Below are 19,452 nucleotides of genomic sequence, written 5' to 3' on the forward strand. Positions count from 1 at the left end.
ACGGGTTCGGCGAGGCCGGTCGACATGGAACTCACTCCGACCAGGTGACTGTCAGGTTGTCTCGGGTGCCGAAGCGTTCGAGGTGGTCGGTGACGACGTAGCGGACTCGGCCCAGGCTCTCCTCGTCCGGGGCCTCGATGGTCAGATGGAGGGCGTCGGGCTCGGCCAGCAAGGCGCAGGTGCCCCAGTCGAAGGTGGCCGTGCCCTTCTCGTCCGTCCATTCGGCGGGCACCTTGCGGGCGAAGTGCTTGCAGAGCTGGACGAGGTAGCGGGTGGCGCGGTCGGTCTCCACCCGGGACGTGCTGGTCAGCATGGGGTTCCTTTCGCGGGCAGGAGGCCGGTCGCCCGGCAGTGGGCGAGGTAGCGGCGCATGGTGCCGCGGTCGATGGGCGGGCACGGGATGCCGGCGGATCGGCCGGCGTGGACGTGGCCCATCGGCGGCGGCGGTCCGGTGGCCAGGTCGAAGAAGGCGGCGGTGGCCGCGGATTCGGCGTCGCCGTTCCTGAGCCGTCGCACCCATGCGTCCAGGGGGACGACCGGCAGGTCGTAGCCGTCGTCGGCGACCCATTCCAGGGCTTCGGCGAGGTGGACGGGCGGGAGGGGGGCGAGGTTGTGGACACCGGTGGCGCCCGCGTGGGAGAGGGTGACGACGGCGCGGGCGGCGTAGTCGACGGGGGTCCAAGGTTCGGCGAGGTCCAGGTCGGGGCGGGCGCCCGCGAGGACGCCGGCGCGGACGATGCGCCAGAACAGGTCGCCCGGGTTGACGTGGCCGTCGGCTCCGGCGACGCGGCCGAGGCGGTAGACGGCGGTGTGCAGGCCGCGTTCCCCCGCCTGGCGGACGAGCTCTTCCGACGCCCATTTGGACTGGGTGTAGCCGTCGCGCAGGCCGGGGTGCGGGGGGACGTACTCCTCGGGCACGGACGGGCCGGGGGCGGCGACGGCCAGGGTGGAGATGTAGTGGAAGGGGGCTCCGAGGCGGAGCAGGTCGAGGGTGGCGGTGACGTTGGCGGCGCGCATGCTGCTGTACGGGCGCGTCACGCTGACGACGGCGGCGTTGTGGTACACGGCCTGGTAGTCGCCGGTCAGCTCGGCTTTCGTGAGGTCGGCGGGGATGGGGAGGACCCGGCCCCGGGGGAGCTCCGGCAGTCCTTGGGCGGCCAGGGCGTCGGCCAGGCGTTGGAGTGCGGCGGGCTCGTCGGCGGCGCGGACGGGGCAGGCGATGCGGGCGTCGGTGGACGTGAGCAGCTCCGACAGCAGGTGGGCGCCGACGAAGCCGGTCGCGCCCGTGAGCAGGTACGTGGGCGGCCGGGTGGCGGGGACGGCCCGGGGCAGGACGTCCGGGGGTAGCACGGCGTCGGCGACGTGGGAGGGCGCCTCGGCCGTGGCCCGCGCGCCCGGGGGGAGGGCGGCGGCGAGGGCCGCCGCCGTCGGGTGGCGGAACAGGAGGGTCGCCGGGACGTCGCGGCCCAGTTCGGCGGCGAGCCTGTTGACGACCTGGATGGTCTGCAGCGACTGCCCGCCGAGCTGGAAGAAGTCGTCGGCCGGGGTGATCCCGGTGGCGCCCAGGACCTCCTCCCACACGCGCAGGACCACGCCCACCAGCCCGTCGTCGCCCCGGGGCGCGGTCTCGACGGCGGCCTCCTTGAGGGCGGAGCGGTCGATCTTGCCCGAGGTGGTCCTGGGGAGGGTGGCGGTGAAGACGTAGGCGGAGGGGATCACGGCGGCGGGCAGCAGCCCGGCCAGGTGCTCCCTGAGGCCGGACGGTTCCTCGCCGGCGGGGACGACGTGGGCGACCAGGCGCCTGGCTCCGCTGTCGAGCACCTGTCCGACCACCGCGGCCTCCCGCACGCCGGGGTGCAGCAGCAGCGCGGACTCGACCTCTGCGGGGTCCACCCGGTGCCCGCTGATCTTGAACTCGTCGTCGATGCGCCCCAGGTGCAGCAGTGCACCGTCGGCCCGCACCCGGACCCGGTCGCCGGTGCGGTACGCGGGCTCGCCCGCGTGGCTGCCGAACGGCGCGTCCAGGTAGCCGCGGGCCAGCCCGCCGCCCATCAGCACCAGCTCGCCGTCCACGACCGCGGCCCGCACCCCGGGCAGCGGTCTTCCGATGGGCACGTCGGGGTCCCCCGGCACCAGCTCGGCGACCGTCGCCACGACCGTGGCCTCGGTGGGCCCGTACGTGTTGAGCAGGCGGGCGGAGCCGCGCACGGCGGCGTGCCAGCGGGCGACCCGTTCGGGCAGCGCCGCCTCTCCGCCGATGATCACCGTGCGGACGCGGGGCGGCAGCGCGGCGGTCCCGGTGGACAGCGCGTAGACGACCTCGTGCCAGAACGCGGTCGGCAGGTCGAGCACGGTGACGCCGAGGTCGGCGCACGCCTGGAGGAGCCGGCCGACGGACTGCAGCATCTCGTCGGTGCGCAGCACCAGCGTCGCCCCGGCGCACAGGGTCAGGAAGATCTCCTCCACCGAGGCGTCGAAGTGCAGCGGCGCGAACTGCAGCACCCGGTCGTCGGCGCGGAGCCCGTACACGCCGGTGGCTCCGGCGACGAAGTGGGCCAGCGCCTCCTGGCCGACCGCCACGCCCTTGGGGCGGCCGGTGGAGCCGGAGGTGTACATGACGTACGCGAGCCCGGGGTCGCGCGGGGCGCCGGGGCGGCGCTCCACCCCGCCGGCGGTGACGAGGACGTCGGGGCGGGCGGCGGCGAGGATGCCGTCGACGCGCGCCCTCGGCCAGGCGGGGTCGAGCGGCAGGTAGGCGGCGCCGGCCAGGACCGTCCCGACGATCGCGGTGACGGCGTCGAAGCCCCTCGGCAGCATGATCGCCACGAGGGACGCGCCGGCGACCCGGTCGGCGAAGGCCCGCGCCGACGTCAGCAGCTCCCGGTACGTGAGCCGCCGCCCTTCCTGCTCGACGGCGACGGCGTGGGGGCCGGCGGCGGCCTGGGCGGCGATCAGGTGGGCGACCGGCACGGCGGGCACGGACAGCGGCCCCCCGTCGAGCACGACTCCCCCGGTCAAAGGCTTCCAGACGCGCGACAGCGGCTGGTCAGGGTCGGCGGTCAGCTCCTGGAGCAGGGACAGCCAGCCGTCGGCGTGGGCGTCCAGCTCGTCCCGGGAGTAGGCGGCGGCGTTGGCGTCGAAGTCCGCGCACGGCCCGCCCCGGTCCGACACGGCGATCGACAGGTCCTCCACCGGCCCGGCCGACACGTTGTGCACGGTGCCGCGCGCCTCCCCGAACCGCAGGTCGTAGCCGAACGGCAGCACGTTCACCACCGGCCCGAACAGCCTCCGGTCACCGCCCACGAGCCCCAGGTCACGCCGCAGCCATTCGTAGCGGTAGCGGTGGTGGGGGCGCCCGTGCCGGATCTCGGCGGCCACGTGCCCGGCCAGCGACGACAGCGTGTCCGACGGGGAGACGGGCACCCGGAGCGGCACGATGTTCATGGCCATGCACGGCACCTTGAGCGAGGCGGACCCGAGCCGGTTCATGACCGGCAGCCCGAGCACCACCTCGGCCGCGCCGGTCCGGGCGTGCAGGTAGGCGGCGGTGGCGGCGACGGCGACCTCCGGCGGCACCCGATCGGGCAGTTTCGCGGTGCGCCGGTGGACCTCGCCGCTGACGGGCGCGGCGGGGGCGAGCAGCGGCGGCGCGGGCATCCCGGCGCACCGGCCGACCCAGTAGGCCCGGTCGCGAGCCCTGGTGCCATCGCCGCCTTCGTAACGGGCCGCCTCCTCCAGCACGGCCGCGTACGACCCGAAGGAGCCCGGCCGCCCCGAGTATGCGTCGGCCACCCGCCTGGCCAGCAGCGAGAACGCGTATCCGTCGGCCGCGATGTGGTGGATGCGCTGGTACCAGAGGTGCCGGTCCTCGTCGATCCGGATCAGCGCCTGCGCGAACAGCGGCCCGGCGGCCAGGTCGGCGTAGACCCGCAGGTCCTCGCGCATCCACGCCTCGGCCTCCTCCACGGAGGACGCCGAAAGCCGGTGCAGCGGCCACCCGTCCGTCTCGCGGACGACCTGCCCGGCGTCCGAGAACACCGCGTGCAGGGCCGGGGCCGCGCCGATCACCTCCCGCAGCGCCGCCTCGAAGCGCCGCTCGTCCAGGGCGCCCCGGATGTCCACGTACTCCCCCGCGTTGTAGACGGGGCTGCCCGGCGACAGCGCCTGCCCCGTCCAGATGCCGAGCTGCGCGGCCGTCAGCGGCTCAGCCACGGATCAGCTCTCCCCAGGCGCGCAGGGTGGGCCGCTCGGCCAGGTCGGCGAAGTCGGCGCCGAGCCGGTCGGCGACGGCCATCAGCCTGATCGAGTCCATGCCCAGCTCCAGCAGGTCGTCGTCCGCGCCGGGCTGCTCGCCGAGCAGCTCGCCCACGTACGACCGCAACTCCTCGTCGCTCACGCGCCCTCCACGATCTGTCCGGTGGTCACCACGCGCGCGCAGCGCGAGGCGGCGTAGTCCAGCGCCGACTCGTGGTGGCCGAGGGAGAAGTCGGCCACGGCGTCGGCCACGACGAACGCCTGGATGTCGCGCATGAACGCGTCCAGGGCGGTGGCCAGCACCCCGATGTGGGCGTAGACGCCGACCAGGATGAGCTGGTCGCGTCCCTCCAGCCGGTCGGCCAGGTCGGTGCGGACGAAGGCGCTGTAGCGCCACTTGGTGAGCACCGCGCCGGGGTCCTCCGGCTTCAGCTCGTCCACGATCGCCGCCGCGAACGGCTCGGCGCCGAGTCCCGGCCCCCAGAAGTCGGTCAGCAGCCCGCGCTGCCGGGGCGGCTGGGCGCCCGGCTGGGCCGAGTACAGCACCGGGATGCCGGCGTCGGCGCAGTGCTCGCGCAGCCGCTGGATGTTGCCGATCACCTCGGGGATGGGCGCGGCCTGGAACGGGGCGAGGAAGTGGTTCTGCATGTCGTGGACGAGCAGCGCGGCCCGGCCGGGGTCGAGCTCCCAGCCCACCCGGCCCTCGGGCGGCGACGACGGCAGCGGGTACGGCTCGATGACGGGCAGTCCCATGGTCAGGAGTCTCCTTCCGCACGCGCGCGCAGCGCGGCTCGCAGGTCCTTCTTGCTGGTCTTGCCGACCCCGGTGACGGGGAACTCGCCGGCGAACTCGATCCGGTCGGGGATCTTGTACGCGGCCAGCCCGCGTTCGCGCAGGAACGCCCTGACCTCCGCCACGGTGACGGGCTCGCGGTTGAGCACGAAGGCGTGGCTGCGCTCCCCCAGGTACGGGTCGGCCACGGCGACCACGGCGGCGTCGCGGATGCGGGGGTGGGCCAGCAGGTGGCTCTCCACCTCCTCGGGCGAGACCTTCTCGCCGCCCCGGTTGATGACCTCCTTGGCCCGCCCCTCGACCACGAGGTGCCCGGTGGGCGTCACCCGGACCAGGTCGCCGGTGCGGTAGAAGCCGTCGGCGGTGAACGCGCCGGGGTCGGAGTCGCCGTAGTAGCGGCGGATCGTGTACGGGCCGCGCGTGAGCAGGTGGCCGACCTCGCCGGGCGGCACGGGCCGGTCGTCGTCGTTCACCACGAGGATCTCGTCGTCCGGTGAGATGGGTCGGCCCTGGGTGGTCTCCACGATCTCGTCGGGGTCGTCGGAGCGCGTGTAGTTGACCAGCCCCTCGGCCATCCCGAAGACCTGCTGGAGCCGGCAGCCGAGCTCGGGGCGTACCCGGCGGGCGGTCTCGGCGGCCAGCTTGGCGCCGCCCACCTGCAGCACCTCCAGGCTGGACAGGTCGCGGCCGGTGCGCCGGGCGGCGTCCAGCCAGAGCAGCGCCAGCGGCGGCACCACAGCGGTCATCGTCACCCGCTCCCGCTCGATCAGCCCGAACGCGACCTCGGCCGACGGCTGCGGCGCCAGCACGACGCGCCCGCCGGCGTGCATCACGCCGAGGACGCCGGGCGAGGACATCGGGAAGTTGTGCGCCACGGGCAGCGCGCACAGGTACACGGTGGACGGCGACAGCTCGCAGATCTCCGCGCTGGCCCGCACGCTGTAGAGGTAGTCGTCGTGGGTGCGCGGGATCAGCTTCGGCAGCCCGGTGCTCCCGCCGGAGAGCTGCAGGAACGCCACGTCCTCCGGGCGCGGCCCGTCGAGGTCGATCGGGTCCTCGTACGGCAGCGCGTCGGCGTGCAGGACGCGCGGCACCGGGGCCGGCACCTCCAGCGCGCGGGTCGTCACGTAGGCGGCGGCGCCGCTGTGGGTGACCAGGTGGGTGATCTCGTTGAGCCGGTGGGCCGGGAGCGCGAAGACGGGCAGCGCGCCGAGCCGGAACAGCGCGAAGATCACCTCGAAGTACACCGGCTCGTTGGGGAGCTGCACCACCACGCGGTCGCCGCGCCGCAGCCCCAGTCCATGTAACCCGGCGGCCAGCCGGTCCGCGCGGGCGTCCAGCGCGGCGTACGTCAGCCTGTCGACCGCCTCCCGGTCCCCGTGCTCCTTGGCCAGCTCCCTCAGCCAGTCCCCGAAGGTCTGGCCGGTCCAGTAGCCGGCGGCCCGGTAGCGGGCGGCGTAGTCATCGGGCCACATGCAGCGCTCCCAGCGTCGTGCGGAATTTGGCGGAGGTCTCGGCGAGTTCGGCGTCGGGGTCGGAGTCGGCCACGATGCCGGCGCCGGCGTACAGGGTCAGGGCGGTGCCGTCGGCGACCGCGCAGCGGATGGCGACCACCCATTCGCCGTCGCCGGCGGCGTCCTGCCAGCCGACGAGGCCGGTGTAGAAGCCCCGGTCGAACGGCTCCAGCTCGGCGATGAGCTGCCGGGCGGCGTCGGTGGGGGTGCCGCAGACGGCGGGGGTGGGGTGCAGGGCGGCGGCCAGCTCCAGCGACGTGGTGGCGGGGTCGGCCAGCTCGCCGGAGATGCGGGTGGACAGGTGCCACATCGAGGCGGTCGGCACCAGCGACGGCTGCTCGGGCACCGACAGCGTGCTGCAGTGGGGCCGCAGCGCGGCGGCGACGGCCTCGACCACGAGGGCGTGCTCGCGCCGGTCCTTGGCCGAGGTCATCAGGTGGCCCGGGTCGGCGCCGCGCGGCGCGGACCCGGCCAGCGGGTTGGCCACGACGGTCCGGCCGGAGCGGGAGACGAGCAGCTCGGGGCTGGCGCCCAGCAGGGTCCGGCCGCCGGGCAGCGCGGCGGCGAACGTGTAGCCGGTGGGGTCGCGTTCGGCCAGCGCCTCGACCAGCGGCGTCAGGTCGCCCTCGTACGGGATCGTGAGGGAGCGGGCCAGCACCACCTTGTCCAGGTCGCCGGCGCGCAGCCGTTTCACGGCCCGGCGCACCGCCTCGGCGTACTCCAGGGGCGGCGGGACCTGCTCGGAGTCGCCCGGGTCTGCGGCGAGCGGCGCGGCCGGGGCGCCCGGCCCCGGCGGCGGCCCGTGGCGTACCCAGCGGGGGACGTACAGGCAGGCGTCGGCGTCGGGCGCGAACGGGATCGCGCCCACGACGACCGGGGCGGTGTGCCCGGCCGCCAGCGCCACCCCGAGCGCGCCGGCCGCCCGCGCGGGCAGGTCGGCCAGCGCGTTCTTGCGCGCCGACGGCGGCACCGCGAAGTACGGCCCGCCGGCCAGCAGGGTGCCGCGCGGCGAGGCGAGGAAGAACTCGTCCATCGGTGTGTCCTTCACAGTGAGGCCCCGCCGTCCACGTACAGGTCGTGCAGGGTGATGTGGCGCGCCCTGTCGGAGGCGAGGAAGACGACCGCGTCGGCCACGTCGGCGGGGTCGGCGATGCGGCCGAGCGGGATGCCGAGCCGGTACATCTCGGGCGCGCCCTTGACCGGGTCGGCGGTCATGGCGCGCTGCATGGCGGTGTCGGTGGAGCCGGGCGCGACGACGTTGCAGCGGATGCCGTGCGGGGCCAGCTCCAGCCCCAGGCACTTGGTGAACATGGTGGCGGCGGCCTTGGAGGCGGCGTAGCCGGCCATGTGGGCGCGGGGCACGCCTGCCGCGTTGGAGCCGACGGTGATGATGACGCCGTCGCCGCGGGCGACCATCCGGCGGGCGACGGCACGGCTGGTGTGGAAGACGCCGTCGGCGTTGACGGCGAACAGGCGCTGCCAGTCGGCGTCGCCGAACTCCAGCACCGGGCCGAGCGCGAGCACCCCGGCGACGTTGACGAGGATGCCCGGCGGCCCGAACTCGGCCTCGGCCTCGGCGACCGCCCGCTCGACGGCGGCCGCGTCGCTGACGTCGGCGGGCCGGGCGGTGGCCAGGTGGCCGGCCTCGCGCAGCCGGGCGGCGACGCGTCCGGCCAGGCCGGCGTCCACGTCGACGACGGTGACGGCGGCGCCGAGCCCGGCGAGCTGGGACGCGACCGCTTCACCGATGCCCCGGCCCGCGCCGGTCACGAGAGCATGACTCCCCCGAAACTCCATCTCACTCCTTAGGTAAGGCTTGCCTAATCTAGAGCGAGACGGCCCGGCGTTCAAGATAAGGTAAGCCTTGCCTAAAGAGAGGGATTTCATGCGCTTGACGGGACTTGTGGTCTTGAGTGCGGTTTTCCTGTGTATGAGCGTTTTGAGCCTCGCGGTCGGCGCGCAGGACATCCCGCTCGGCGAGGTGTGGCAGCAGTTCTGGCAGCCCGACGGAGGCGAGATCGCCGCCGTCGTCCACGACCTGCGGGTCCCGCGCACGCTGCTCGGCATCTGCGTCGGCGCCGCCCTCGGCCTGGCCGGCGCCCTCATGCAGGCGCTGACCCGCAACCCGCTGGCCGACCCCGGGCTGCTCGGCGTCAACTCCGGGGCGTCGCTGGCCGTCGTGTGCTCGATCCTCTTCTTCGGCGCCTCCGACATGTCGACGTGGGTGTGGTTCTCGATGGCCGGGGCGCTGATCGCCTCCGTCGTCGTCTACGCGCTGGGCGCCCACCATCCGACCCGGCTGGTGCTGGCCGGGGCAGCCGTCAGCGCGTCGCTGATCGCCGCCATCAACGGCGTGCTGTCGCTGGACGCCGGGGTGTTCGACCAGTGGCGCTTCTGGGACGTCGGGGCGCTGGCCGGGCGCTCGCTCGACGTGGTGCAGCAGGTCGCGCCGTTCGTCCTGGCCGGCACGCTGCTGGCGCTGGGCCTCGGGCGCGGGCTCAACGCGCTCGCCCTCGGCGAGCAGACCGGCCAGGCGCTCGGCGTACGGCTGGGCCGCATCCGGCTGCTGACCGGCATCGCGATCACGCTGCTGTGCGGCGCGGCCACGGCGGCGGCGGGGCCGATCGGCTTCATCGGGCTGATGGCGCCGCACGCGGTGCGCGCCTTCACCGGGCCCGACCACCGGTGGGTGATCGGCTACTCGGCGGTGTTCGCGCCCGCGCTGCTGCTGGCCGCCGACGTGCTCGGCCGGGTGGTCGTCCGGCCGGCCGAGCTGGAGAGCGGCATCGTGACGGCGTTCCTCGGAGCGCCGATCTTCATCTATCTCCTGCGCAGGCGGAAGGCGATCCCGGCGTGAAGACGGTACGGATGCCCGGAATCGCGGTGCGGGTCCACCCGCGCGCGTCCGCGGTGGTTCTCTGCCTGGCCGCGGCCGGGATGGCGGTGGGGCTGTTCGGGCTGAGCACCGGCTCGGCCGTGGGCGTCGGCGAGGCGCTGCGCACGCTGTTCGGCCAGGGCGACGCCACCAGCGAGATGGTCGTCTACTCGCTGCGTGCGCCCCGGGTGCTGCTCGCCCTGCTGGTCGGCGCGGCGCTCGGCGTGGGCGGCGCGGTCGTGCAGAGCCTGTCGCGCAACCCGCTCGGCAGTCCCGACATCATCGGCGTCAACGCCGGAGCCGCCGCCGGGGCCGTGCTCATGCTCCTGGTGTTCGGCGCGGCGAGCGCGCAGGCGATCTCGCTGGGAGCGCTGGCGTGCGGGCTCGGGGCCGGGCTGCTGGTGTACGTGCTGTCGTTCCAGCGCGGCGTCAAGGGGACGCGGCTCGTGCTCGTCGGCATCGGCGTCACCGCGATGCTCCAGTCGCTCATCGCCTACCTGCTGACCAGGGCCGACCTGTACGAGTCGCAGGGGGCCAAGGTGTGGCTGATCGGCAGCCTGTCCGGGACCGGCTGGGAGAAGGTGTGGCCGGTCGCGCTGGCCGTGGCGATCGGGCTGCCGGTCACGCTGGGGCTCAGCCGGGCGCTGGCGCTGATCGAGATGGGCGACGCGGCGGCCGGGGCGCTCGGGGTCCGGGTCGAGCGGCTGCGCCTGGTGCTGCTGCTGGTCGCGGTCGGGCTGTCCGGGGTGGCGGTGTCGAGCGCCGGGCCGATCGGGTTCGTCGCGCTGGCCGCGCCGCAGCTCGCCCGGCGCGTCACGCGGGCCCCCGGGCCGGGGGTGGGCTCGTCGGCCGCGATGGGCGCGCTGCTCCTGGCCGCCGCGGACCTGCTCGTCCAACGGCTGCCCACCCCCGGACAGCTCCCGGTCGGCGTCCTGACGGGCGGCCTCGGCGGGATCTACCTGGCCTGGCTCATCTACCGCGAATGGCGCAAATAGCGGCGGCCCCGATCAGCCGTAGAGGGCGATCAGGCCGTCCGCCAGCTCGTTGCGCCAGCAGTAGCGGTCGTGGCCGCCCTCGAACGCGGCGTGGGTGCCCGCGTCGCCGAGCGCCTGCCGCAGCCGCTCGGTGGGGCCGTGCAGCGCCCACTCCAGCGTGCCGGTCTGCAGGTGCACCCGGGGCGGCCGGGCAGCGATCTGCCCGGTGAGCCGTTCGGGCTCCGGGCCGTTGGGCCACCAGAACGACCCGGACTGCGACAGCGCCGCCGCGAACCGGTCAGGGTGCCGGTGCGCGGCGTGCACGGCGGCCAGGCCGCCGAAGCTCTGCCCGGCGATCACGGTACGGCCCTCGTACGGCAGGGCGTCGGCGAAGGCGGCGTCGCAGGTGAGGCGGGCGGCCCGGTCCGGCCCCGACTCGACGAGCCAGGCGGTGACCGGCGGGATCGCGCCCGCGCCGATCAGGTTGTCGAGGATGACGGGCAGGTCGTCCACCCAGTGCTCGCCGTCGAGCATGACCAGGCTGCCCTCGGCGGGCCGTACCGGGTCGTAGCGCCAGCCGAGGGGCAGGCGGGACAGGCGGTGGCGCGGCTCGCCGGAGGTGAGCCAGGGGGACGGCGGGGCCGTCTCGGCGATCGAGAAGCCCCGCCAGCGGCGCGGGTTGAGCGGGTCGGGCACGTCCTGGCCGTCGACCGTCAGCAGGTAGGACGAGCGCCAGCCGGGCCGCACCAGGTAGGTGCGGTGCCACAGGTCGCCGTCGCGTTCCATGAGGGCGGCGTCGCTCTGGTGGGTGAGTTTGTTGGCCCGTACCCGCACCTCCCCGGCCCGGCCGCGCCACAGGAACGTGACGGCGCGGCGGTCCGGGGCGGGCGCGGAGATCACCGGCGAGGTCGTGCCGTCCACCGGCGGGGTGGGCACGACCTGCGGCGGCGCGGGTCTGGGCACCTGGGGAGGCAGATCGCGCATCAGGAGAACTGCTGCTCGATCCGGTCCACGATGTTGGAGGCGCTGTAGTAGTCGATACGGAAGGAGTCGAGGCCGAGGTCGTGCACGCGCTTGCCGGCGACGGCGGGCAGGTCCTTCCACAGCGGCTTGGCGCTGGTCGCGGCGATCTGCTCGGGGCTGTGCGAGACGAAGAAGAGCGAGCTGTCGCCGAACGCCTTGACCACGTTCTCCTGGGCGACGTTGACGATGTCGGTGCGGCCGCCGCCCTCCTTGCTGGACTCGGCCGCCATGGAGGCGTCGATGGGGTGGATGGCGAAGCCGAGGGAGGCGAGCAGCCCGCCCTGCGCGGACTTGTCGGTGAAGACGGGGATGTCGGTGTTGTTGTCGCGCAGCAGCACCGCCTCCTGCTCCGGCACCTTGATCTTGGCCTTGACCTCGGCGATCCTGGCGTCGTACGTCTCGACCAGCTTGGTGGCGTTGGCCTCCAGGCCGAGGGCCTTGCCGAGCTTGGCGCTGAGGTCCTGCCAGGTCAGGTTGTCGTGGCGGAACAGCACGGTGGGCGCGATGGCCTGGAGCTTGTCGTAGACCTTGGCGGCGCTGTCGGCGCCGGTGGCCGCGCCGACGATCAGGTCGGGCTTGGCCGCGATGACCTTCTCCAGGTCGGGCTCGAAGCCCTGGTAGAGGACCTGGACGCCGCGCTGGGCGGCCACGTCGGCCCACTGCTTGAAGAAGCCGTTGCCGTCGGTGATGGGGCCGGGCGCGGTGGCCTGCGACGCGACGACCGGCGCCTCCAGGGCGAGCAGGTGACCGGTGATGGTCACGCTGACCGAGACGACGCGCTTGGGCGCGACGGGCACCTCGGCGGTGCCCGCGTCGTGCTGGACGGTGCGTGTCTGCGCCTTCGCCGCCGCCTGACCGCCCTCGGCGGTCGTCCCGCCCGACCCGCAGGCCGCCAGGCCGGCGGCGGCCAGGAGCGCGATCAGGCTCGCGCGGATGGAGGATGCCACAGTCGACTCCCATGTTAGGTAAGCAAAGCCTAAGCAATATTAGGGCAGCCTTACCTAATAGGCACTACCGGGCGGTCCTCTCCTTCACGGCCAGCGCGGCGGCCACCAGCCACGGGCCCAGCGCCACGGCGGCGCAGCCGATCGCCCACCAGAACCCCCAGGCGCCCGGCCCGGCGGCGACCTCGCCGACCGTCCACGCCAGCAGCCCGGTGACCACCGGCAGCACGAAGTAGGCCAGCCACACCGCCACCACCAGCAGGCCGCCCAGCCACACCCAGCGGAACCAGCGCCCGGCCCGCACGTCGTTCGGGTCGGCGGCCGCCAGCTCCGCCTCCTGCTCGGCGCTCAGCCGGCCGAACGCCCGGCGCAGCATCAGCGACTTGACCCGCCACAGGTCCTTGCAGCCCAGCCGGGTGGCCAGCACCGCGTACAGGTCGGTGCGCAGGAACACCATGCACTGCCAGGCGATCTGGAACAGCAGCACGAACGCCCACGCCGCGAGCAGCGGCGAGGTCACCACGAGCTGCCCCGCCAGCAGCACGGCCAGCATCACCGCGTCGATCGCCAGCCCGGCCAGCAGCGGGCCGTAACGCTGCCGCCTCGGCACCGACCACAGCTGCGACAGATCGGTCTCGAACACCAGGAACGCCATCCGCCGGTCCAGCCCGAACCGCGCCGGGATGTCCAGCGACCGGGCCGCCAGCCAGTGCCAGCACTCGTGCACGGCGACCAGGCCGAGCTGGAAGGCGTACAGCAGCACCGCGCTCAGCCCCACGTCGTCCAGGACGAACGCGTCCTGCGCGGGCGCCGGGCGCAACGACGGCACCAGGACCAGGACGGCCAGGTCGAACACCGCCGCCAGCGCGTACACCGTCCACGCCACGCGGCCGAACAGCGGCCTGGCCACCCACGCGGGCACCCCGCGCAGCCACCGGCGGCCCTGCACGGGCGCGGTCGCGACCGGCGCCCGCTCGCCCTCGTCGAGGAAGCCCAGCTCACGCAGCGTCTCCACGAACGACGGCACGTCCACCGGCTCGCCTGCGAACTCCTCGGCGCGCCGGGCGGCCTCCTCGACGCTCGCGCCGTCACGCAGCGCGGTGATCACCACGCCGCCGACCGCCGGGATCGCCACGAACGTGCCGGTCTCCGGATCGCCGACGAGGACCTCGTCACCCTCCTCGACCAGGCTGAGCGGGCGCAGCGCGACAGTCCCGCCGCTCATCGCGGGCACACCGGGCAGGCGTCGTCACGGGTGAACGGGTGCCGCGACGGCGCCAGGCCCTCACGCAGGTCCAGGCGGATGTACGCGCCCGCCGCCCGCGGCTCCTCGAACCCGGTCAGGTAGCGCAGCGCCTCGTAGGCGACCAGCGAGCCGATCTGCATCGCCAGCGGCCCGATCAGGGTGTTGCTCAGCGCCAGCCGGTCCCGGTTGCGCTCGACGAAACCGCCGCTGCTCGCCTCGTCCGCCGGCGGCCGGTCGCTCCAGTCGCACCGGACGCACGCACTGCGGCCCGGCGACACCGAGTAGTAGACGACCTCCGAGCGGGTGATCCCGCCCACCACCAGCGGCACCCCCGCGCCCACGGCGGCGTCGCTGATCCACAGGTTGGCGTCCGGGTGCCCGTCGAGGCCGCCCGCGACCAGGTCCACACCGTCCAGCAGGTCCTTCAGGTCGTCGGGGCCGGAGATCCAGCGCTCCACCGGGCGCACCTCGATCTCCGGGTCGAACGCGCGCACCCACTCGGCCGCGCACTCGACCTTGGACCGGCCGATGTCGGCGTGATGGTAGAGGAACTGCCTGGCGAAGTTGCGCGGCTCGACCTCGTCCCTGTCGACCAGCGTCAGCCGGCCCACGCCGAGCCCGGCCAGGGCCTGCACGACCGAGGAGCCGCCGCCGCCGACGCCCAGCACGAGCACGTGCGAGCGGCGCAACCGCGAGACGAACTCGGCGCGCGGCCTGTCGAGCCGGGAGTGCGTGCCGAAGAAGGCCAGGTTGGAGAAGTGGCGTGCGTCCAGGGCCGGGTCGCCGAGCGTGCGGTCGGCCTCGTACTCGACCAGGCCGAGCGAGTCCAGCGCCGCCACGGCGCCGTGCACGTCGTCCTCGCCCAGCGCGACGCCGCCCTCCGCGAGCCGCTCGCGCAGCTCGGGCACCGTGCACGGGCCCCGGTCCAGCGCGGCGAAGAGCGCGGCCACCTGGCCCTCCTCGTCGGCCAGCGTCACCACCTCGCGCGGATCGGTGATGACGAACAGATCACCGCCGAGCGACTCCCAGACGCATTCCTTCAGCGCAATCCGCACAGCTCCTCCTCGCATCCCCCTCGAAGACAGACAAAAAAGCGGGTGGGAACGGGACCCCGTTCCCACCCGGCAGAGCACTCGGCTCAGACGGCGAAGCCGGTGGCCTTGACCGCCTCGACCTTGCGGACCTCGATCTTCATGGGGACCTCCTTCCGTTGCGCTCGTTCGCGACCGATCATCGCCGCCGCCGCCACACAATCGCCACAGCCGGGCCACACGCCCGGGGCCAGACCCGAGAGATCGCTCTCTTGATAACAGCGATCGTTACCGACGAGCCGTTGACAGGGCCGCATGATGCCCACGAATCTGACGAGAGAGCGCTCTCTCGTCCACCCCCCTAGTACGAACCCGAGGAGGGTTCCATGACCCCTCGCGCCCGGCGGATCGTTCCGTTGGTCACCGCGTCGCTGCTCGCCCTCGCGGCCTGCGGGAGCGGCGGCGACACCGCCACGCCGGCGGCCGCGCCGACCGAGAAGATCAAGCTGACCATCGGCCTCTTCGGCGACTTCGGCTTCAAGCCCCTCTACGAGGAATACAAGAAGACCCACCCGAACATCGAGATCGCCGAGAACGTCACCCAGTTCAACGACCACCACAACAACCTGGTCAAGCGCCTGGCCACGAACGCCGGCGCGGAGGACGTGGTGGCGGTCGAGGTGGGCTACGTCAGCACCTTCACCGCCCAGCCGCAGAAGTTCACCGACCTCAAGCAGTACGGCCTCGACCAGCGGCAGGGCGACTACCTGGACTGGAAGTGGCAGCAGGGCCTGAGCAAGGACGGCGGCCAGGTGCTGGGCCTCGGCACCGACGTGGGCGGGCTGGCCATGTGCTACCGCAAGGACCTGTTCAAGAAGGCCGGGCTGCCCGAGGACCGCGACGAGGTGTCGGCGCTCTGGCCCACCTGGGAGGACTACATCGCGACCGGCAAGAAGTTCGCCGCGGCGGACGTGGCCGGCGCCAAGTTCGTCGACTCCCCCGGTGAGATCTTCCGCGCCATGGTCAACCAGGCGCCGGTCGGCCTCTACGACGCCCAGGACACGATCATCGTGGACTCCAACCCGGACGTGAAGAAGGCCTGGGACCTGTCCAACCAGCTCACGGCCGAGGGCCTGACGGCAAAGCTGGCCGCCTTCTCGCCGCCGTGGAACACCGGCTTCGCCAAGGGCTCGTTCGCCACGATCATCTGCCCGGCCTGGATGACCGGCTTCATCCAGGAGCAGGCCAAGGACTCGGCCGGCAAGTGGGACATCGCCACCGTGCCGGGCGGTTCGGGCAACAGCGGCGGCTCCCACCTGATGGTGCCCAAGCAGAGCAAGCACCCGAAGGAGGCCGCCGAGCTGATCGACTTCCTGACCTCCAAGGAGAACCAGGCCAAGGTCTTCAAGGAGGAGGGCACGTTCCCGTCGATCCCCTCGCTCTACGACGACCCGTCGATCCAGAACTTCACCAAGCCGTTCTTCGGTGACGCCCCCATCGGCAAGATCTACTCCAACGCCGCCAAGGCGCTCAAGCCGCAGCACCTCGGCCCGAAGGAGGCCGACGTCCGCGTCGCCATCGGCAACGGCCTGGGCCGGGTCGAGCAGGGCAAGCAGACCCCGGACGAGGCGTGGGCGCAGGTGCTCGAGGACGTCAAGAAGATCAAATGAGCACGCTCCCCCTCGCGGTCACGCGACGGCGTAGGCGCGGTGTGCGGCACACCCTCGACACGAGGGTGTCGCCGTACGCCTACGTCGCCCCGTTCTTCCTGCTGTTCTGCGCGTTCGGGCTGTTCCCGCTGATCTACACGGCCTGGGTCAGCCTGCACGAGTGGACGCTGCTGTCGGAGACGCAGACGTTCATCGGGCTGGGCAACTACGGGACGCTGCTGGCCGACGGCTACTTCTGGAACGCCACGTTCAACACGCTGTCGATCGGCGTGCTGTCGACGGTCCCGCAGCTCGTGCTGGCGATCTGGCTGGCGCACCTGCTGAACAAGCGGCTGCGTTTCGCCACGCTGTTCCGGATCTCGCTGCTGCTGCCGAACGTGACGAGCGTGGTGGCGGTGGTGGTGATCTTCAGCCAGCTCTTCGGCCGGGACTTCGGGCTGATCAACTGGGTGCTGGGCGGGCTGGGCGCCGGTCACATCGACTGGGCGGCCGGCACCGCGACCTCGCACCTGGCGCTCTCGGTGATGATCATGTGGCGGTGGACGGGCTACAACGCGCTCATCTTCCTGGCCGCCATGCAGGCGGTGCCGCGCGAGCTGTACGAGGCCGCCACGCTGGACGGGGCGAGCAACCTCAAGCAGCTCCGCAGCATCACCATCCCGATGATCCGGCCGACGATCATCTTCGTGGTGATCGTCTCGACGATCGGCGCGATGCAGATCATCGCCGAGCCCATGCTGTTCGGGCAGAGCACCGGCGGCGGGGGCGGGCTGGCGACCGGCGGGCCGGACCGGCAGTTCCAGACCCTGGCGCTGTTCGTCTACGAGCAGGGCTTCGCGAACTCGACCTTCGACTTCGGCTACGCCTCGGCCGCGTCCTGGCTGATGTTCCTGGCGGTGGTGATCGTGGCGGGGATCAACTTCCTGCTGACCCGCAAGGTGAAGGGCGGGCTGGTATGAGACTGCGTTACCTGACGCTGACCGGGGTCGCCTTCTTCTCGGCGTTCCCGCTCTACTACAGCGTCGTGGTCGCCTCCCGGCACAACTCGGCGCTGGCCCAGGTGCCGCCGCCGCTGCTGCCGGGCGGCAACTTCTTCGCGAACGTGGCGCGGGTCTTCGACACGGTGCCGTTCGGGCTGGCCCTGCTGAACTCGCTCATCGTGGCCGGGTCGATCTCGGTCGCGGTGATGTTCTTCTCGACGCTGGCCGGGTTCGCCTTCGCCAAGCTGCGCTTCCGGGGCAAGAACGCCATGCTCGTCATCACGGTGGCGACGATGATGGTGCCGGCCCAGCTCGGCATCATCCCGCTCTACATGCTCATGGTGAAGCTGGAGTGGACCGGCACCAACTACGCCCTGATCGTCCCGGCGCTGGTCAACGCGTTCGGCGTGTTCTTCATGACGCAGTATCTGTCCCGGGCGCTGCCGACCGAGCTGCTGGAGGCGGGGCGGGTCGACGGGTGCACCACGTGGGGGCTGTTCTGGCACGTCGTGCTGCCCACGGCCCGCCCGGCGGCGGCGGTGCTCGGCATGCTGACGTTCATGTCGGCCTGGAACGACTACTTCTGGCCGCTCGTCGTGCTCAGCCCGGACAACCCCACGGTCCAGGTGGCGCTCTCGACGCTGGCGAGCGGTTACGTCAACGACTACGTGCTGGGCCTGGCGGGCACGGCGGTGGGCACGCTGCCGCTCGTCCTCGTCTTCGCCCTGTTCGGCAAGCAAATCATCGGTGGAATCATGCAAGGAGCGGTCAAGGGATGATCTTCCCGGAAAATTTCGTCTGGGGTGCCGCAACGGCTTCCTATCAGATCGAGGGGGCGGTCAAGGAGGACGGGCGGGGCCAGTCGATCTGGGACACCTTCTCCCACACCCCCGGCAAGGTGGCCGACGGCGACACCGGCGACGTGGCGTGCGACCACTACCACCGCTATCCCGACGACATCGCGCTGATGCGCGAGCTGGGCCTGGGCGCCTACCGGTTCTCGGTGGCCTGGCCGCGCATCCAGCCCGACGGCGCGGGCGCGGCCAACCCGCGCGGGCTGGCCTTCTACGACAGGCTCGTGGACGGGCTGCTGGAGGCCGGGATCACCCCCTACGTCACGCTCTACCACTGGGACCTGCCCCAGGCGCTGGAGGACCGGGGCGGCTGGGCCGACCGCGACACCGCCTACCGGTTCGCCGAGTACGCCGAGCTCGTCCACGACCGGCTCGGCGACCGGGTCGGCGACTGGGCGACGCTGAACGAGCCGTGGGTGTCGGCCTTCCTCGGCTACGGCAACGGCGTGCACGCCCCCGGCCGCCGCGACCCGGGCGACGCCCTGCGCTCGGCCCACCACCTGCTGCTCGGCCACGGCCTGGCGGCGGCCCGGCTGCGCGAGCTCGGCGCGCAGCGGCTCATGCTGGTCGTCAACTCCTCCCCGGTGCTCACCCCGGCCCAGGTCAACGACCCGCAGGCGGTGCCCTCCGAGGCGGACCAGGCGGCCGTGGACCGCATCCACGCGCTGCTGACCCGGCAGTTCCTCGACCCGGCGATCCACGGCCGCTACCCGGAGGAGGTGCTGGCCGCCGCCGCCCGCAACGGCGGCACCGGCCACATCCTGGACGGCGACCTGACGCTCATCAACGCCCCCGTCGACGTCGTCGGCGTCAACTACTACAACCCGTGCGTGGTGGAGGCCGGTCCCGGCCTGCCCGCCGACGCGGCCTGGCCGGGCTCGGAGGACGTCCGGTTCGCCCCCGCCGACGCGCCCACCACGGCCATGGGCTGGCCGATCGTCCCCGACGGCCTGTCCCGGCTCCTCGTCCGGCTGTCGCAGGACTACCCGCAGGTCGGGCTCATGGTGACGGAGAACGGCGCGGCCTTCGACGACGTCGTGGAGAACGGCCGGGTGCACGACGCCGACCGCGTCTCCTACCTGGACGGCCACCTGCGCGAGGTCGGCAGGGCCATCGAGGCGGGCGCCGACCTGCGCGGCTACCTCGTCTGGTCGCTGCTGGACAACTTCGAGTGGGCCGAGGGCTACCGGCGCAGGTTCGGCATCGTGCACGTCGACTACGCGACGCAGACCCGGGTGCTCAAGGACAGCGCGCTCTGGTACCGGGACGTGATCGCCGCCAACCGGTTGTAGATT

The 19,452-nt window shown here is 73.0% G+C and carries 18 protein-coding genes; 6 read left to right on the forward strand and 12 right to left on the reverse strand.

The genetic code is table 11. The annotated features are described in order from the left end of the window. Window positions 1–31: 31 nt before the first annotated feature. From AB0G11_RS03725 to AB0G11_RS03755, 7 genes are read right to left on the reverse strand one after another with little or no spacing between them, the layout of a single operon-like run. Entirely contained in the window at window positions 32–313 is a 282-nt protein-coding gene (locus AB0G11_RS03725) for a DUF2218 domain-containing protein (protein ID WP_219505474.1), read from the reverse strand. Continuing rightward, window positions 307–4,212, reverse strand: coding sequence for a thioester reductase domain-containing protein (locus tag AB0G11_RS03730; RefSeq protein ID WP_357583785.1), 3,906 nt, complete (start codon window positions 4,210–4,212; stop codon window positions 307–309). Before AB0G11_RS03730 ends, AB0G11_RS03725 begins: the two co-directional genes overlap by 7 nt. Then, on the reverse strand, window positions 4,205–4,396 hold the full coding sequence (locus AB0G11_RS03735) for a phosphopantetheine-binding protein (RefSeq protein ID WP_219505472.1): 192 nt from the start codon (window positions 4,394–4,396) through the stop codon (window positions 4,205–4,207). Before AB0G11_RS03735 ends, AB0G11_RS03730 begins: the two co-directional genes overlap by 8 nt. Beyond that, the gene (locus AB0G11_RS03740) at window positions 4,393–5,007 is read right to left on the reverse strand and encodes an isochorismatase family protein (protein ID WP_219505471.1); all 615 of its coding nucleotides are present in this window, start codon (window positions 5,005–5,007) and stop codon (window positions 4,393–4,395) included. The genes AB0G11_RS03735 and AB0G11_RS03740 overlap by 4 nt, the downstream gene beginning before the upstream one ends. Window positions 5,008–5,009: 2 nt before the next feature. Further along, the gene (locus AB0G11_RS03745) at window positions 5,010–6,521 is read right to left on the reverse strand and encodes an AMP-binding protein (protein ID WP_357583786.1); all 1,512 of its coding nucleotides are present in this window, start codon (window positions 6,519–6,521) and stop codon (window positions 5,010–5,012) included. Next, a complete protein-coding gene (locus AB0G11_RS03750; RefSeq protein ID WP_219505469.1) occupies window positions 6,508–7,593 on the reverse strand; it encodes an isochorismate synthase in 1,086 nt (361 codons plus the stop codon). Before AB0G11_RS03750 ends, AB0G11_RS03745 begins: the two co-directional genes overlap by 14 nt. 11 nt (window positions 7,594–7,604) lie before the next feature. Beyond that, window positions 7,605–8,357, reverse strand: a complete 753-nt coding sequence (locus tag AB0G11_RS03755; protein WP_219505467.1) for a 2,3-dihydro-2,3-dihydroxybenzoate dehydrogenase — start codon at window positions 8,355–8,357, stop codon at window positions 7,605–7,607. 133 nt (window positions 8,358–8,490) lie between these two features. On the opposite strand from AB0G11_RS03755, the gene AB0G11_RS03760 reads away from it, so the two are divergent. Together AB0G11_RS03760 and AB0G11_RS03765 are read left to right on the forward strand one after the other, a co-directional pair. Then, window positions 8,491–9,417: an iron chelate uptake ABC transporter family permease subunit gene (locus AB0G11_RS03760; protein WP_357583788.1), complete on the forward strand. Its 927-nt coding sequence runs from the start codon at window positions 8,491–8,493 to the stop codon at window positions 9,415–9,417. Continuing rightward, a complete protein-coding gene (locus AB0G11_RS03765; protein ID WP_308125764.1) occupies window positions 9,414–10,430 on the forward strand; it encodes an iron chelate uptake ABC transporter family permease subunit in 1,017 nt (338 codons plus the stop codon). Before AB0G11_RS03760 ends, AB0G11_RS03765 begins: the two co-directional genes overlap by 4 nt. A 12-nt stretch (window positions 10,431–10,442) precedes the next feature. Here the strand turns inward: AB0G11_RS03765 and AB0G11_RS03770 are convergent, their stop codons facing one another. The 5 genes from AB0G11_RS03770 to AB0G11_RS03790 all read right to left on the reverse strand — a co-directional run bounded on the left by AB0G11_RS03770 (window position 10,443) and on the right by AB0G11_RS03790 (window position 14,979). After that, a complete protein-coding gene (locus tag AB0G11_RS03770; protein WP_357583790.1) occupies window positions 10,443–11,393 on the reverse strand; it encodes an alpha/beta hydrolase-fold protein in 951 nt (316 codons plus the stop codon). After that, the gene (fepB, locus tag AB0G11_RS03775; protein ID WP_219505453.1) at window positions 11,393–12,379 is read right to left on the reverse strand and encodes a Fe2+-enterobactin ABC transporter substrate-binding protein; all 987 of its coding nucleotides are present in this window, start codon (window positions 12,377–12,379) and stop codon (window positions 11,393–11,395) included. The genes AB0G11_RS03770 and fepB overlap by 1 nt, the downstream gene beginning before the upstream one ends. Before the next feature lie 64 nt (window positions 12,380–12,443). After that, a complete protein-coding gene (locus AB0G11_RS03780; protein ID WP_357583792.1) occupies window positions 12,444–13,601 on the reverse strand; it encodes a hypothetical protein in 1,158 nt (385 codons plus the stop codon). Then, entirely contained in the window at window positions 13,598–14,677 is a 1,080-nt protein-coding gene (locus AB0G11_RS03785; protein WP_219505450.1) for a ThiF family adenylyltransferase, read from the reverse strand. Before AB0G11_RS03785 ends, AB0G11_RS03780 begins: the two co-directional genes overlap by 4 nt. Before the next feature lie 83 nt (window positions 14,678–14,760). After that, a complete protein-coding gene (locus AB0G11_RS03790; protein ID WP_357583794.1) occupies window positions 14,761–14,979 on the reverse strand; it encodes a hypothetical protein in 219 nt (72 codons plus the stop codon). Between the two features lie 60 nt (window positions 14,980–15,039). Here AB0G11_RS03790 and AB0G11_RS03795 point away from each other — a divergent pair, with 60 nt between their 5' ends. The 4 genes from AB0G11_RS03795 to AB0G11_RS03810 are packed head-to-tail and all read left to right on the forward strand — an operon-like array spanning window position 15,040 to window position 19,449. Next, entirely contained in the window at window positions 15,040–16,323 is a 1,284-nt protein-coding gene (locus AB0G11_RS03795) for an ABC transporter substrate-binding protein (protein ID WP_357583796.1), read from the forward strand. After that, a complete protein-coding gene (locus tag AB0G11_RS03800; RefSeq protein WP_219505444.1) occupies window positions 16,320–17,282 on the forward strand; it encodes a sugar ABC transporter permease in 963 nt (320 codons plus the stop codon). The genes AB0G11_RS03795 and AB0G11_RS03800 overlap by 4 nt, the downstream gene beginning before the upstream one ends. Beyond that, window positions 17,279–18,082 (forward strand): carbohydrate ABC transporter permease, encoded by an 804-nt coding sequence (locus AB0G11_RS03805; protein WP_357583798.1) that lies wholly within the window; start codon window positions 17,279–17,281, stop codon window positions 18,080–18,082. The genes AB0G11_RS03800 and AB0G11_RS03805 overlap by 4 nt, the downstream gene beginning before the upstream one ends. Further along, window positions 18,079–19,449, forward strand: coding sequence for a GH1 family beta-glucosidase (locus AB0G11_RS03810; protein ID WP_357583800.1), 1,371 nt, complete (start codon window positions 18,079–18,081; stop codon window positions 19,447–19,449). Before AB0G11_RS03805 ends, AB0G11_RS03810 begins: the two co-directional genes overlap by 4 nt. The last annotated feature ends 3 nt before the right edge of the window (window positions 19,450–19,452 follow it).

This window comes from Nonomuraea sp. NPDC023979, from assembly GCF_040639085.1.
Classification (GTDB): domain Bacteria; phylum Actinomycetota; class Actinomycetes; order Streptosporangiales; family Streptosporangiaceae; genus Nonomuraea; species Nonomuraea ceibae.

What these genes read in the sequence shown, in the direction of transcription:
- AB0G11_RS03800 (WP_219505444.1), top strand. Translation starts at nt 16,320, where the DNA reads ATGAGCACGCTCCCCCTCGCGGTCACGCGACGGCGTAGGCGCGGTGTG.
- AB0G11_RS03750 (WP_219505469.1), bottom strand. Translation starts at nt 7,593, where the DNA reads ATGGACGAGTTCTTCCTCGCCTCGCCGCGCGGCACCCTGCTGGCCGGC.
- AB0G11_RS03810 (WP_357583800.1), top strand. Translation starts at nt 18,079, where the DNA reads ATGATCTTCCCGGAAAATTTCGTCTGGGGTGCCGCAACGGCTTCCTAT.
- AB0G11_RS03755 (WP_219505467.1), bottom strand. Translation starts at nt 8,357, where the DNA reads ATGGAGTTTCGGGGGAGTCATGCTCTCGTGACCGGCGCGGGCCGGGGC.
- AB0G11_RS03760 (WP_357583788.1), top strand. Translation starts at nt 8,491, where the DNA reads ATGAGCGTTTTGAGCCTCGCGGTCGGCGCGCAGGACATCCCGCTCGGC.
- AB0G11_RS03740 (WP_219505471.1), bottom strand. Translation starts at nt 5,007, where the DNA reads ATGGGACTGCCCGTCATCGAGCCGTACCCGCTGCCGTCGTCGCCGCCC.
- AB0G11_RS03780 (WP_357583792.1), bottom strand. Translation starts at nt 13,601, where the DNA reads ATGAGCGGCGGGACTGTCGCGCTGCGCCCGCTCAGCCTGGTCGAGGAG.
- AB0G11_RS03745 (WP_357583786.1), bottom strand. Translation starts at nt 6,521, where the DNA reads ATGTGGCCCGATGACTACGCCGCCCGCTACCGGGCCGCCGGCTACTGG.
- AB0G11_RS03805 (WP_357583798.1), top strand. Translation starts at nt 17,279, where the DNA reads ATGAGACTGCGTTACCTGACGCTGACCGGGGTCGCCTTCTTCTCGGCG.
- AB0G11_RS03795 (WP_357583796.1), top strand. Translation starts at nt 15,040, where the DNA reads ATGACCCCTCGCGCCCGGCGGATCGTTCCGTTGGTCACCGCGTCGCTG.
- AB0G11_RS03770 (WP_357583790.1), bottom strand. Translation starts at nt 11,393, where the DNA reads ATGCGCGATCTGCCTCCCCAGGTGCCCAGACCCGCGCCGCCGCAGGTC.
- AB0G11_RS03725 (WP_219505474.1), bottom strand. Translation starts at nt 313, where the DNA reads ATGCTGACCAGCACGTCCCGGGTGGAGACCGACCGCGCCACCCGCTAC.